We start from the raw sequence: 15,241 nt of genomic DNA on the forward strand, positions 1-15,241 counted from the left end.
AAGGAAACGACAGCAGTCCGGCCCCGATCCGCAGGTCGGACGGTTTCGAGTTGAGGAGCGCCATCATGGAAAACAACGTTCATCGCGCGATGGCAATTGTGGGCGTGGGTGCGGTCCTGCCCGACGCCCCGAACGCGGCAGCTTTCTGGGAAAACGTGAAGAACGGCCGCTACAGCATCGCCGAGGTCCCGCCGGAGAGATGGGACCCGGCACTCTACTACGATGCCGATCCCGCCGCGCCCGACAAGACGTATTCCAAGATCGGCGGCTGGGTGAGAGAGCACGTATGGGACCCGATGAAGTGGCACTTGCCGATTCCGCCACGGGTTTCCGCGGCCATGGACGAGACGCAGCAGTGGGCGATCGAATGCACGCGCGAAGCATTGGAGGATTATGGCTATCCCAAGCGGCCGCTGAACCTGGAGCGCACGGCGGTGATCCTGGGCAACGCCATGGGCGGAGAGAAACATTACTTCACGGTCATGCGTGCCCTGTTTCCCGAATTCGCGCGCGAGCTGGCGGAAGGCGCGAGTTTTGCCGCGCTGCCAGAGCCGGTGCGGAACACGATTCTCGACGAAGTGCACGGCCGCATGAACCATCTGTGTCCGGAAATCACCGAAGACACCATGCCGGGCGAGTTGTCCAACTGCGTTGCCGGGCGGATCGCAAACCTATTCAATTTTCGAGGTCCCAATTACGTGGTGGACGCTGCCTGTGCTTCGGCCATGGCGGCGCTGAGCGCGGCGGTTGAGGGACTGGCGGAACACGATTTTGATGTCGCAATCACTGGCGGCATTGACCGCAACATGGGCCCGTCAACCTTCGTGAAGTTCTGCAAGATCGGCGCGCTGTCGGGGACGGGATCGCGTCCCTATGCCGAGGGCGCGGATGGCTTTGTCATGGGCGAAGGCGCGGTGGTATTTGTGATCAAGCGCCTGGCCGATGCCGAGCGCGACGGCGACAAAATCTATGCGGTGCTGCGAGGGGTCGGCGGCTCCAGCGACGGCAAGGGAAAAGGCATTACGGCGCCGAACCCGGTGGGGCAGCGGCTGGCAATGCAGCGGGGATGGGAAAATGCCGGGCTGTCACCCACACCCGGGACGTTGATCGAAGGTCACGGCACGTCCACGCGCGCGGGTGACTTGGCGGAATTGCAAAGCCTGCTGGACGTGCTCAGCGATCTTCATCTTCCCACGCACTCCGTGGCGCTCGGCTCGGTGAAATCGAATATCGGGCACCTGAAGAGCGCGGCGGGGGCGGCCGGTTTGCTGAAAGCCGCCCTTGCGATACACGACAAGGTTTTGCCGCCCAGCGTGCACTACGAGCGTCCCAACCCCGGCATTGATCTTGCGCACTCGCCGGTTTACGTGAATACCGAGCTCAAGCCGTGGACGATGGCCGCCGATGGTGTGCGCCGCGCCGGCGTGAGCGCTTTTGGTTTTGGCGGCACCAACTTCCACTGCGTGCTGGAAGAGCACATTCCCCACAAGCTGACCGGCAATGGCAAGCGGTCGGTGGCAGTCAGCAACATAGGGCCGGTCACGGCGGAAGGCGGAGCCATGAATACGAGCGGTGTTTCCCAGACTTCCCATGCCGAGTTGTCGGACAAGGCGCCGTTACGCGGAGCGCTGGTCATCGGCGCTGACTCAGACGCCGCCCTTGCCGACCGTTTGCGGCCGGTGCAGAAGGCTGCGGCAGCGGGCCGCGCGCCGGCTTGGCTTGCTCCTGCGGAATCGGACCTGCGAGCGCCGGAACGCCTGGCGATTGACTACACCGACGCCGCCGATCTGGCGGAGAAATCGAGCAAGGCACTGCAGGCGCTGGCCGCAAATCAGCCGGCGGTCTGGAAAGCGTTGCGCGCGCAAGGAATCTTCCGCGGCCACGGCCCCGCGCCCAAGGTGGCGTTCCTCTATACCGGCCAGGGCTCGCAGTACGTCAACATGCTGAAGCCGCTGCGCGCCGTTGAGCCCATCGTGGCCGACACGTTCGCCGAGGCGGACCGGATCATGACACCGCTGCTGGGGAAACCGCTGTCGGAATTCATCTTTGTTGAGTCAACGGACGCCGATGCAGTGGCAAAGGCGGAAGCGGATCTGATGCAGACGGCAATTACGCAGCCGGCCGTGCTGGCCACCGACCTCGCGCTCACCCGGCTGCTCGCGGCTTACGGCATTCGGCCCGACATGACGATGGGACACAGCTTGGGCGAATACGGCGCACTGGTTGCGGCCGGCGCGCTTCCGCTGGCCGGCGCTTTGGAGGCGGTCAGCGCGCGCGGGCGCGAGATGACGCGCGTGGCGTTCGGCGACAACGGCAAAATGGCCGCCGTGTTTGCGCCTATTTCCGAGATCGAACGCATCCTGAAATCGGTGGATGGCTACGTGGTGATCGCGAATATTAACAGCGACCGCCAGGGAGTGATCGGCGGCGCGAGCAAGGCGGTCGAGCAGGCGATGGAACTGCTTCTCAAGGCCGGCTACGAAGTGACTCCGCTCACCGTCAGCCATGCGTTCCACACTTCGATCGTGGCTCCGGCGAGCGAGCCGCTGCGGCAGGCGCTGGCGCGGCTTGGCCTGCAATCACCGCAGTTGCCCATCGTCGCCAATGTCAACGGCGAGTTTTATCCGACCGGTCCGGATGTCGTGCCGCAAATGCTCGACATTCTCGCCCGCCAGGTCGCTGCCCCGGTGCAATTCGTGAAAGGCTTGCGCACGCTGTACGACGCCGGCGCGCGCGTGTTCGTGGAAACCGGGCCGAAGAAGGCGTTGCAGGGGTTCGCCGAAGATGTGCTCGGCGGGCGCGGTGACGTGGTTTCCCTGTTCACCAATCATCCGAAAGTCGGCGACGTGGCGTCATTCAACCAGGCGCTTTGCGGACTTTATGCGGCCGGCTTAGGACACGGTCGCGCCGAGCAGGCGGCGGCGACCCCGCAGCGTGCGATCGCGCCGGCGGAAAAACGCGCTGAATCGCTGCCTGTGGTCGCGGCTGCGCCGAAAGCTCCCACGGCAACGAGCGCGCCGGCGGCTGATGATCGCTACATCGCCCTCGGGCGCATCTTCGCCGAAGCCGTGGAACGCGGCTTGCAACTTTACCAGGGACAGAAGTCAACCGTGGACGTGCGGCCTATCGCAATTACCGGGGCCGCGCTGGGACTGCCCGGAACCGAACATATCTTCGATGACGCGAACATCGGCCGCATTTTGCGCGGCGAGCAATTCATCGATGCCATCCCGGCGCGCTTCCGCCGCGCCATGCTCGACAAGCACATCACGCGCCTGGTGAAGAACGAGAACGGAGGTCCAACGTTCGACACCATCACCGACCTGGCGGACGTGATCAAGTTAGCGGGGCGCGGAGGGGTGTTCGACCTGGAAAGCGAGTTTGGTGTTTCCGCGGAGCGGATCGCCGCTCTCGACCGCGTGACCCGGCTGGCGATCGGGGCCGGTATTGATGCCCTGCGCGATGCCGGCATTCCCCTGGTGATGCGCTACAAGAAAACCAGCAAGGGAACGCAACTGCCGGACCGGTGGGGGCTGCCCGAGGTGATGCGCGACGACACCGGAGTGATTTTCGCCTCCGCATTTCCCGGCATGGATTCGCTGATCGGAGAGGTCACGCATTGCTGCGCCGACCAAGCTCGCCGCGAGCAGTTGGAGCTGCTGGAACGGTTGCGGACACGGGCGGTGGAGGCGAACGGTCATGCCTCCAGTTTGCGGCAGGAAATTGAGCGGCGCATGGAAGAGCTGCGCGCAGTCATCGAAAAAGAGCCGTATCAATTCGACCGGCGTTTCCTGTTCAGGACATTGTCCATGGGACATTCGCAGTTCGCCGAATTCATCGGCGCGCGTGGTCCCAACACGCAAATCAATGCCGCGTGCGCCAGCACGACGCAGGCCATCTCTCTGGCGGAGGACTGGATCCGCGCCGGACGGTGCCGCCGGGTGATTGTGGTCTCGGCCGACGACGTCACCTCCGACAACATGCTGGAATGGTTTGGGGCCGGGTTCCTGGCAAGCGGAGCCGCGGCGACGGATGAGATCGTGGAAGAGGCGGCCATTCCCTTCGACCGCCGCCGGCACGGCATGTTGATCGGCATGGGCGCCGCGGCGCTGGTGGTGGAGAGCGCGGAGGGCGCGCGCGAGCGGGGCATCCAGCCGATTTGCGAAGTGCTGAGCGCAGTGACGGCAAACAGCGCCTTCCACGGCACCCGGTTGGACGTCCAGCATATCGCGCAGGTCATGGAGAAGCTGGTGGTCCGAGCCGAATCGCAGAGCGCCATTCAGCGTCATCAGATCGCGGCGAAAACGGTCTTCGTCTCGCATGAGACCTACACCCCGGCACGGGGCGGCAGCGCGTCGGCGGAAATCCATGCATTGCGGCGGGTGTTCGGTGACGCCGCGGACCAGATCGTGATCGCCAATACCAAGGGCTTCACTGGGCATGCGATGGGCACGGGGATCGAGGACGTGGTCGCGATCAAGGCGCTGGAAACCGGGTGCGTGCCGCCGGTGGCCAATTTCAGGGAAATTGATCCTGAGTTGGGGCGGTTGAACTTGTCGAAGGGCGGCGCTTATCCGGTGGAGTATGCGTTGCGGCTCGCCGCCGGCTTCGGCTCGCAAATCAGCATGACGCTGACGCGCTGGGTGGCGACAGCGGACGGAGTGCACCGTAGTCCCAATGCCCTGGGCTATGCCTATCGCATTGTCGACCCCAATGCATGGAATGCCTGGCTGACTCGCATCGTGGGACATTCGGCCGCCGACCTGGAAGTGGTTCACCGGACGCTGCGCGTGCGCGATGAGGCGCAAGCTGCACGCGACGCAGAATCCGCGCAGCAATCCAAGCCGGCGCCGGCACCCGTGATGCAATCAGCGCCGCCGATACCTGCAGAGCAACAGCGGCCCGCGACTCCGCGCACTGCGGTTGCCGCGCCGGCGAAACCCGTGGCAGCGGCGGCGACCGCAATCGCTGCAACCAAAGTGGAGGTGGTGAAGGTTGCAGCCGCAGCGCCCTCAGTTTCTGCGCCTGCGAAGGTTGCGGCCGCAGCCCCCCCGCCGTTTGCGCCTCCGCAGCCCGCGGCAGGCGGCGATGCGGTCAAAGAGCGGATCCTCGCCCTGGTAGCGGAGAAAACCGGGTATCCGGTTGACATGCTCGACCTGGACCTGGACTTGGAAGCGGACCTGGGCGTTGACACCGTGAAGCAGGCAGAGGTATTTGCCGCCATCCGCGAAGCGTACGGCATCGTACGCGACGACAAAATCAAGCTGCGGGATTTCCCGACTCTTGCCCATGTGATCCGCTTCGTCTACGAACGGCGTCCGGAGCTTGCACCGACTGCGGCAGCGATAAAGATAAAGGAGGAAGTAAAAGCGCCCATTGCAATCGCTGCCCCCACCACAGCCGTGGCCGACGATGCGGTCAAGGAGCGGATTCTCGCACTCGTAGTGGAGAAGACCGGGTACCCGAAAGACATGCTGGACCTGGACCTCGATCTGGAAGCGGACCTGGGAGTTGATACAGTCAAGCAGGCGGAGATGTTCGCGGCGATCCGCGAGATCTACAACATTCCGCGCGATCAGAATCTCAAGCTACGCGATTTCCCCACGTTGAAACACGTCATGCAGTTTGTGTACGACAAGCGCCCGGACCTTGCGGCCCCACCTGCTCCGACAAGGGCGGCAGACAAGGAACCGGCGGCGATTGCGCTCGCTGCCCCCACGACACCCGCGGCCGACGACGCGGTTAAGGAGCGGATACTCGCACTCGTCGTGGAAAAGACCGGCTACCCGAAAGACATGCTGGACATGGACCTCGATCTGGAAGCGGACCTGGGAGTTGACACGGTAAAGCAGGCGGAGATGTTCGCGGCGATCCGCGAGATCTACAACATTCCGCGCGATCAGAATCTCAAGCTACGGGATTTCCCCACGTTGAAACACGTCATGCAGTTCGTGTACGACAGGCGTCCGGACCTTGCCGCGCCAGCCCCTCCAGTAACGGTGGCAGAGAAGCAACCCGAACCGATCAAGCCCACGGTCGAACCAGCGGCCACGGCCGAAGATCCAATTGCGGACGCGGTACTGCAGATCGTCGCCGAGAAGACCGGATATCCCAAAGACATGCTGGACCTGGACCTCGATCTGGAAGCGGACCTCGGCATTGACACGGTAAAACAGGCGGAAATGTTTGCGGCCATCCGCGAGTTGTACAAAATTCCGCGCGACCCGAATCTCAAACTGCGGGACTTCCCCACGCTGGCACAAGTCATTAAGTTCGCGCACGACCGGCAGCCGGCCGCGGCAGCACCAACCGCAACGCCTCCTGCCGCCCCGGTGGACCAGCATGGGCCGGCGGAGGAAACACCCAAAGCACGCCCGGCGGTCGCCAGTTTCGACGCGGCTAATCTTATCCCGCGCCGCGTGCCGACACCCGTGGTGCGTCCCACACTCGACATCTGCAAGCCGACCGGCGTGGCGCTCAACCACGGCGAGCGCGTGATCGTCATGCCGGACAAAGGCGGCGTGGCGAGCGCGCTGGCACAGTTGCTCCAGGGGATGGGCGTGGAAGTACTCCAGCTCGACCGGGAGCTGTCTGCGGACGCGCTCAGCGAATATCTCAACCGGTGTCTGGCTGCGGGCCCGGTGCACGGAGTCTTTTGGCTTCCTGCCTTGGACGACGAGGGCAACCATCGCGAGATGGATCTCAAATCCTGGCGCGAGGCGGTGCGTATCCGTCTGAAGTCTTTTTACGTCGCCATGCGCAGGCTCTACGACCAGATTGCGGCGCCGGGAACATTCCTGGTTTCCGCCACTCGCCTGGGAGGGCAACACGGCTACGATCCGGCGGGAGCAGCCGCACCGCTGGGTGGCGCCGTGGCGGGCTTCAGCAAAGCTTACAAGCGCGAGCGTATTGACGCTCTGGTGAAGGCAGTCGATTTCGAATCACGCCGCGGCGCGTTCCAGATTGCTGAGACCCTCATTGAAGAAGCGCTGCGCGATCCCGGCGCGGTCGAGATCGGCTACAAGGAAGGACTACGCTGGGCGGTTGGGCTGCGGGAAGAGCCGGCGGCCGACGGCCAGCCTGGCCTGACCCTGGACAAAGACACTGTCTTCCTGATCACCGGCGCCGCGGGCAGCATCGTCTCGGCCATCACCACGGATCTGGCGGCGGCTTCCGGCGGCACGTTTTATCTGCTCGACCTGGTGCCGGAGCCCGATAGCAATGATCCCGACCTCAAACTTTTTGTCAGCGACAAAGACGCGCTGAAACGCGCCCTGTTCGCCCGCATCCAGCAACGCGGGGAGCGGGCTACTCCGGCGCTGGTGGAAAAGGAACTGGCGGCGCTGGAACGGGCGCAGGCGGCGGCGAGCGCGATTGCGGCCGTGCAGGCGGCCGGCGGCACCGCCCGGTACTTCAGCGTGAATCTGACCGATCCGGATGCGGTGGCCAAGGTCGTCGATCAAGTACGTGCGCGCAGCGGCCGGATTGACGTGATGCTGCACGCCGCCGGGATCGAGCGCAGCCACTTGCTTCCGGACAAGACACCAAGTGAGTTCGATCTGGTGTTTGACGTCAAGACCATCGGCTGGTTCAACTTGCTGCGCGCGATCGGCGACATGCCGCTGGGCGCGACCGTGGCGTTCAGTTCGGTGGCGGGACGCTTCGGCAACGCAGGACAAACGGACTACAGCTCGGCCAACGATCTGCTTTGCAAGCTGACATCGAACTTGCGAACCACCCGGCCGCGGACGCGCGGCATCGTGCTTGACTGGAGCGCGTGGGGCGGCATTGGCATGGCGACACGCGGTTCCATCCCCAAGATGATGGAATTGGCCGGTATTGACATGATTCCGCCGGAAGCGGGCATTCCCATGATTCGCCGCGAACTGACGGCGGGAGCAACCCGCGGCGAAATCGTAGTCGGGCAACGACTCGGCATTCTGACTAACGAGTGGGACGTCGCCGGCGGACTGGAAACGACGGCGGCTTCCCGTACGAATCGCCTGCAAGGACCGATGATTGGCAAGGTCACGGGCGCCGGGCTTCACAGCGCGGGGCTGCTCATTGAGGCGACGCTCGACCCCAAGATCCAACCGTTCCTGTACGACCATCAGATCGAAGGCACGCCCGTGCTGCCTGGGGTGATGGGCGTCGAGGCATTCGTCGAAGCGGCCTTGTGGATGCTTCCGGGCTGGCACGCCGAGGCGATCGAGGATGTGAATTTCCTGGCGCCTCATAAGTTTTATCGCAGCGAGCCACGCACCCTGACAACGGAAGCAACGTTCTATGCGCAGGGTGATTCCATCCTCGCCGATTGCCGTTTGATCGGCCGCCGCTCACTGCCCAACCAGAAGGACCCGCAAGTCACGACACATTTCACGGGCCGGGTGCGGCTGACGCGCAAGCCGCCGCAGGCGGTGACGGTGGTTGCGCCTGGCGCGCCGCCGGGAAAGACCATCGAAGCCGCCGATATCTACCGCATTTATTTCCACGGACCGGCCTACCAGGTGATCGGGCGGGCGTGGCGGGATGGGAAACGGATGATCGGACAGTTGGCGAAAGGCCTGCCCTGCAATCACCAGCCGTCCGAATGGCCGGCCGTGAGCGCGCCGCGGCTGCTCGAGCTTTGCTTCCAAACTGCCGGCCTGCTGGAGATGACAGGGGAAGGCCGGTTTGGCCTGCCGCAGCACGTGGACCGGGTCTGCGTTTGCAGCGCACCCGGCTTGGCGGATGCGCAGCTCTATGCCGTGGTTACGCCCTCCGCCGGGGGAAGGTTCGACGCGGAAGTTGTGGACGAGAGAGGGACGCGGTACGTTCAGCTCAGCGGCTACCACACCGTCGCGCTGGCCAACAAGATCGAGGGCGAAGCGCTGAAAGCGTTGCAAGCAGTGGCGTGAACATCGGCCTCAGCAAGGCGCGCCCCATCATGACCATGGACGTTTATTGGCTGGAACAGACGGAGTCGGATGTTCCGCCGGGCAATGAGTGGCTCAGCGGAAACGAAATCATCCTGCTCGAAGGACTTCATGTCGCCAAGCGCCGAGCCGACTGGCGGCTGGGACGCTGGACGGCAAAAAGCGCGGTGGCCGCCTACCTGAAGCTGCGCGTTCCTCCGGCTTGCATGGCGGAAATTGAAATAAGTGCGCGGCCATCCGGAGCGCCGCAGGTGAGGTTGGCGACCGGGCCCGCGCCGGCTGAAATTTCCCTAAGCCACCGCGGCGGCGTCGCCATGTGCGCGGTCGCGGGGCCGGACGCGGCGATCGGATGCGACCTGGAGATCGTGGAAACCCACAGCACGGCGTTCATCCGGGACTACTTTACCGATAAAGAGCGGGTGGAAATTGCGCGGGCGCCTGCGAGCCACCAGCGATCGCTTGTGGCCGCCCTGTGGAGCGCGAAGGAGAGCGCGCTCAAGGCACTGCAAGAGGGACTTCGGCTCGATACCCGGTCGGTGTCGGTCCGCCTGAGTGGGTGGGCCGACGAAGTCCATCGCTGGTATTCGCTGCAGGTTGATTGCGAACACGGTGAAGTGTTCCATGGCTGGTGGCAAAGGGCAGGCACTGTGGTGCGCACCATGGTTGCCAGACCCCAGCCGGCAATGCCGATGCTCCTGCCGATATTGAGCTTCGCAAGCCGGCGAATGGAAGCCCAGGCCGACGCTGCCCCACCACTGCGACCTATTTAGCTCTGTCCTTCACCCAATCGGTGAAAACACCTTCATTGACGCTGAAGTAGTGGCACCCCAAGGCGGAGGTTTGCTCTCGGCTGGTTGAGAGGAATTCCTGGCCTTGCAAGAAATCGTGCCACGCGAAAATTCCGCACGAGACTTCCGGCAGGCGCCCTAGCATCATCCAGAACGCCACTTCATCAGCGATCCAGGCGTTGGAGGAAGGAAACGGCAGCGGAGGGTGCGACGGTTCCGCTGAACCGACGGCGCTGTTGGGATCGCACTCCGGCGTCCGGTAAGGCAACGCGCCATCGTGGTGCAAGCGCAACCACATCATCAAGCGCGATGCGTAGTCCAGCATGAAACCGAGCATCGGCGCCAGTTTGCGGTGCAGACCACGATTCAACAGCAGAGCGCCGGCATTCAAGGTTGGAACTTCGCGCAAGGCTTCCGATTTCAGCAAGGCCGCCAGCGCGGCAGGATCGAGATACGCGGCATCGCCATGAGCGCTATACGGGGAAAAAGGCTCTTCGCGCCCGTAGCATTCGCATTCCGCATAGCGTTCAAACAGCTTGGTGACGTCGTCGAAGAAGAAAGTGTCGCAATCAACCAACAGCAACTGCGCCACGTCCACATCGGCCAGTTTGGCGAGCGACAAATACTTGCAGAGAACGCCATAGCTACTCAGCGCCTCCGCATGCGGCGACAGACTGCCAAGCGAGGCGACGTAGGCGCCGACCGGCTTCACACAGATGTGGTTCGCTTCCAGGAGAGCCGCAGCGGCCGACGGCAAATCGCCATACACGAACACCCACACCGGGATGTTGGTGTTGTATTGCCGCAGGCTGGCAGTGCTGCGCAGTAGCTGGTCGAGATGCGGTCCTTCACCGCAATCGGTCACCGAATAACAGACGAGCCGGCTGGCCATTTTCTCGGGTGGCTGCCCTTTCTTGACAATCGAGGCGGCACATTCTATCGTTTGCGACCAACTCTTACGAAGCCAGCTTTCATTTCACTGCATTCGGACCCATTGCAACTCAGTGCGCGACCACTCGGAATCCAGGTGAGCGGCGGCGTGCGCGATTTACGCAGGATCAACTGGTTGGCTAAGGAGAAGCCGTATGACAGACATCTCAACTTCCGACGCAGGACGGAGGAGTATGCAGTGCAGCCCACCGGGTGGACCGAAACCAGGTCATGTTCCCGGTGCGGCGCCAACCGCCCCAAGACCAGGCCCACCTCCCGGTGCGGCGCCAACCGCCCCAAAACCAGGACCGAAACCCGGTCCTGTTCCCGGTGCGGCGCCTACTAGCAGGCCGAAGACATAGCAGGATCGCAAACCGATGAGGTCTGCGGCAACGAAACCGGAGTTCGTTGTGCTGGAGGAATTCCTTTTTCCTGACGAACTGTCGGCACTGCTGCAATACGCGATTAGCCGGGAAGCGGATTTTCAAGCCGGCACAGTTGTGACCGCCGAGAACGAGCGCGCCCTCATGCTCGATCACCGGCGGTCGCGGCTGTTGTATGAACTGGGTCCGTTTTTCTCACTGGTGACCGGTCGCGTCCGCCATTTCCTGGATTACGCGCTGGAGAGATTGGCGCGCAAGCCCTTCCCTGTCCTGGAGGTTGATGCCGGTCTCAGCGCCAGCAATGACGGAGATTTTTTCGGCCCTCATCGCGACGTGGATGCCGCCAATTCCACCCGGGAGATCTCCTACGTCTACTACTTTCATCGCGAGCCGAAGGCGTACTCCGGCGGAGAACTCCGCATCTACGAAGAGGATAGTTGGAACCACGACGTCATCGTGCCGGGGCAGAATTTCGTCGTTTTCTTCTCTGCCGCAGCCATCCATGAGGTTTCCGTCGTGCATTGCCCGTCGCGTGACTTCGCCGACAGCCGGTTTGCCTTGAACGGATGGATCCACTGTGACCGCAGCGCCTAGCCCGCAACTTGCCGATCATCGGGCGGACGCCGCCGCCGCTGAATGCGCAGGTGGCGCGGTGTTTCGCTGCGTACTTGACGAGCAGCCCGGATACCTTTCGCCATCCTCGGCCGGACGCCCTCGCGTTGCTTCCAAGCGGCTCATCATCAACCCGGATTGCCGTTTTTCCTGGACGAGCGGAACACCGCGCGAGGTAGCGGAAGCTGCTGCGTGGCTGGCCGCCGGCGCGCATGACCCAATCGTCTGGGTTCCAACTGCAACCGGGTGGCAAGCATTCTGGGCAGGAGACGCGTACCGAAAACTGCTGAACCATTGCTCTCTCGGCGGGCCCGTTCCGGACGGCGCGTCGGACCGCACCGTTGACGTCTTGCGTCAGGCCGGCATTCTAGTAGAGAGCAGCCGCGTGGACGCTGCCGGCAAGCGGTGGCACGCCGCGGCTGCGACATCGGCGCGCCGGTTTCGCCAACGCCGCTACACAACCGTGTCCGGCCTGATTCACGCCTTCCAGATCGACGCCCTCCGCAAGTACTACCGCCGCCTGGTTCGCACCGGCGGCATGTGTCTCGGCGATGCTCAGGCGTCCTGCCGTTACGCCTGCCACAATGAGGCTGTCTCGCGCTTTTTCCACCATCAGCTGACTGACGCCATCAGCGAAATTGCCGGCGAGAAGCTGAAGCCGTCGTACACCTACGTGGTTTCTTACCAGGGCGGCGCGGAATTGGAACCGCACACCGACCGCGAGCAGTGCGAATTCACGCTGAGCGTTCTGGTGGATTATCCCCCGGAGCGAGAGCGGGAGTCGCCTTGGCCCTTGTGCATCCAGCCAGGCAAGCGCACGGTGAGAGTGATCCAAAATGTCGGGGACGCGGTTTTGTTCTGCGGACGTCAGTTGCCGCACTTCCGCCCCAAACTTGTCGAAGGATTTACCTCCACCACGCTGTTGCTGCATTACGTGCGGGAGGATTTCGCCGGACCGCTGGATTGAGAGTGACTTCCGAACCTCGTGGCTCACCCACGTTTCATTTCAGGTTCCGCACCACGTACAACGTCGACAATACCCGGTAATAGTTGTAGGCGTACGCTTTGCCGTCGGGCGTGATGACGGCGCCGCCGATATTGACCAGGCCGGCCGGATCGTTCGGCATCATCTTGCGGACGAGCTGCCGCTTTCCCGTCGCAATGTCCACGAGGTAGACATTATTGGGCAGAGAAGCGGGCTCGGAAACGTAAAGCGCCCCAGGATCGGCGCTCCAGCCAATCGGGTCGAAACCGGTGGGCAGGTTGGGAATGCGCCGTGACGGTGATCCGTCCACCGCATAAACCGTGATCAGATGCTCGTTGTCGGGAGCGGCCACCAACCTGCCATCCGGCGAGACGACCAGTGCGGGAACTCCTTCAGGCGTGATGGCGCGGGGTTGGCTTCCGTGCTGGTCGATGATGTAAGCGCGAGCCGCGTGACCCTTCTCCGCCGCATTGAGCAGGAGATGCTCGCCGTCTGGAAAAATCCGCGCGCTGCCGAAGTTTTCCAACCCGGTGACGCTGACCGTGATCGGTTGCCCCGCCCCGGTCGGAAGCAATGTCACCTGGGTGGGCGTCGTCGCCACCACCCACTTGCCATCACGCGACAGACCGCCGGGGCTGCCCTCGCCCAGCCGCAGCGGCGGGCTTGCGTCGAATTTCCGCAGCCCCGCCATGTAATGCTCGCCGGCGGGCGCGCCTGCTTCTTCGAACAGCAGCAACTTGCCGTCGGGTGAAATGTCGCGCGCAATCGTCCAGTCGAACCAGGACAGGTCGCGTTCCGGCCCGCTGCCATCGGTCCCTTGCATGAGCGATCGCTCGTCTTCCGATGTCAGCAGCACGCGGCCGTCGCTGGCGATGTCCTGCAGCGTCATCCCGGTGGGTACGGCCAGCACCTCCCGCTCGTGACCCGACATGCTGATGGCATACAAGGACCGGCTGAAGCCGCGTCGGGTCGCGCTTACCCACACCTCTCCGCTTGGCGACCAGGCCAGCCCGTCCGCCGCCTCCCAGCCGCTGGAGAGGACCGTCCGTTTGCCGGACGTGTCAATCACGCAAACCGTCCCGCGATCGTCGGACCAGATCGCGTGATCGAGAAAAGCAATGCGATCTCCCGTGGGTGAGAACCGGATATGACTGATCCACCCGGGCGTTTCGTACAGTACCTTGCCGATCGGGTACTCCAGCCGGCTGCGGCCCGCCGGCCCGCCCTGGTGACGCACCACGGCCAATTCTCCATGTGGATCCCAGTCCGCCCAGCGGACATTTTCGGCGACATCGCGAGGCGCGCCACCCGCCATCGGAGCGCGCGCCAGCGTCCCGAACACAACGACCAGATGCGCCGATAACCTGCCGTGCCTCAGCAGCGCGAGTTCGCCGGTGCGCGATATGCCCAGGACGGTGGCATCGCCCAACCCGAGCGGCCTTGACGACGGGAATTCCGGGCTGGTCGAGTAGACCTCGACCGGAGAGCCCGACCAGGACGCCGAGTAAATAATGTTGTGTTCGTCGGGAGCGAAGCGCGCCGCCGCGATGGTTCCCCGCTCGTAGGTCAGGCGATCGAACTGCGGCTGGACTATCGTCGCTCGCCGCACGGCGAAAACGGCTGCTGCCAGCAGCACCAGCGCGCCGGCAATTTCCAGCACCCCGCGCCGCCCTACGCGCCGGGCCGGCTGCGGCGTTACCCGCACCCGCACAGTGGCGGAAGTTTCTCCCACCGTTCCCTGCAAAGCAAACACCAGGTCGCGTGCCGATTGGAAACGGTTCGCCGCGTCTTTTTCCATGCAGTGTTGCAGCACGCGCCGCACCGCGGCAGGAATCTTTTCCGCTGCCGGTTCTTCCAGCGGATCGAGGTTGAGGATGGCGCGCACGGTCTCGGTTCGGCTGGGACTCGAGAACGGCGGCGCCCCCACCAGCATCTCGTAGAGCACTCCTCCCAGGCTGAAGATGTCGCTGCGATGATCCACCGCCGCCCCGCACACCTGTTCCGGCGACATGTAGGTGAGCGTGCCCATGATCACGCCCGCGGTGGTCAAGGTTGGCTGATCTCCGCCTGGGTCCGGCGCCGACAGCTTGGCAATCCCGAAATCGAGAATCTTGACTTGCCCGTCTTTCGTCAGGAAGACGTTGTCGGGCTTCAGGTCGCGGTGGATGATTCCTTTTTCGTGCGCCGTGGCCAGCCCGGATGCAATTTGACCCGCAATCTCAATCGCGCCACGCGTCGGCAACGGACCCGTCCGGAGCCGGTCCCGGAGGGTCATCCCCTCGAGCAACTCGGAAACAATGAACGGCGTGCCTTCGCAGGTGCCGACATCGTAGACCGCAAGAATGTTGGGGTGGTTGGTGCTCGCCGTGATCCGTGCTTCCTGCTGGAAGCGGCGCAGTCGGTCTGGGTCGAGACCGATTCTTTCCGAGAGAATCTTGATGGCGACTTCGCGGCCCAGTTCCAGGTCGCGGGCGCGGTACACCTCGCCCATGCCGCCGGCGCCGATCGCCGACACAATCTCATACCGGCCGAGTTTGGAGCCGGGTAGGAGCGGCATAACTGGTTGCAGTGCGGGATTATACGTCAGCCCCTGCACCGGCAAAGAACAGGGTTCCGGGCTGGGCTGCG

The 15,241-nt window shown here is 63.6% G+C and carries 6 protein-coding genes; 4 read left to right on the forward strand and 2 right to left on the reverse strand.

From position 1 onward, the window contains the following. Positions 1-65 precede the first annotated feature (65 nt). Together LAN70_07150 and LAN70_07155 are read left to right on the forward strand one after the other, a co-directional pair. Positions 66-8,897, forward strand: a complete 8,832-nt coding sequence (locus tag LAN70_07150) for an SDR family NAD(P)-dependent oxidoreductase (GenBank protein ID MBZ5510932.1) — start codon at positions 66-68, stop codon at positions 8,895-8,897. Positions 8,898-8,926: 29 nt separating this feature from the next. Beyond that, positions 8,927-9,685 carry a 4'-phosphopantetheinyl transferase superfamily protein gene (locus LAN70_07155; protein MBZ5510933.1) on the forward strand — a complete coding sequence of 253 codons (759 nt, stop codon included), beginning with the start codon at positions 8,927-8,929 and terminating at the stop codon, positions 9,683-9,685. On the opposite strand, the gene LAN70_07160 is transcribed toward LAN70_07155, so the two are convergent. Beyond that, positions 9,678-10,595 carry a hypothetical protein gene (locus tag LAN70_07160; GenBank protein ID MBZ5510934.1) on the reverse strand — a complete coding sequence of 306 codons (918 nt, stop codon included), beginning with the start codon at positions 10,593-10,595 and terminating at the stop codon, positions 9,678-9,680. The genes LAN70_07155 and LAN70_07160 overlap by 8 nt on opposite strands. A gap of 415 nt (positions 10,596-11,010) precedes the next feature. On the opposite strand from LAN70_07160, the gene LAN70_07165 reads away from it, so the two are divergent. Next, positions 11,011-11,610 carry a 2OG-Fe(II) oxygenase gene (locus LAN70_07165; GenBank protein MBZ5510935.1) on the forward strand — a complete coding sequence of 200 codons (600 nt, stop codon included), beginning with the start codon at positions 11,011-11,013 and terminating at the stop codon, positions 11,608-11,610. Beyond that, complete coding sequence (locus LAN70_07170; protein MBZ5510936.1) at positions 11,594-12,595, forward strand: hypothetical protein; 1,002 nt, start codon at positions 11,594-11,596, stop codon at positions 12,593-12,595. Before LAN70_07165 ends, LAN70_07170 begins: the two co-directional genes overlap by 17 nt. Before the next feature lie 34 nt (positions 12,596-12,629). Here the strand turns inward: LAN70_07170 and LAN70_07175 are convergent, their stop codons facing one another. Continuing rightward, positions 12,630-15,170, reverse strand: a complete 2,541-nt coding sequence (locus LAN70_07175; GenBank protein ID MBZ5510937.1) for a protein kinase — start codon at positions 15,168-15,170, stop codon at positions 12,630-12,632. Positions 15,171-15,241 lie beyond the last annotated feature (71 nt).

Source organism: Terriglobia bacterium (assembly GCA_020072845.1).
Classification (GTDB): Bacteria; Acidobacteriota; Terriglobia; order Terriglobales; family Acidobacteriaceae; genus JAIQGF01.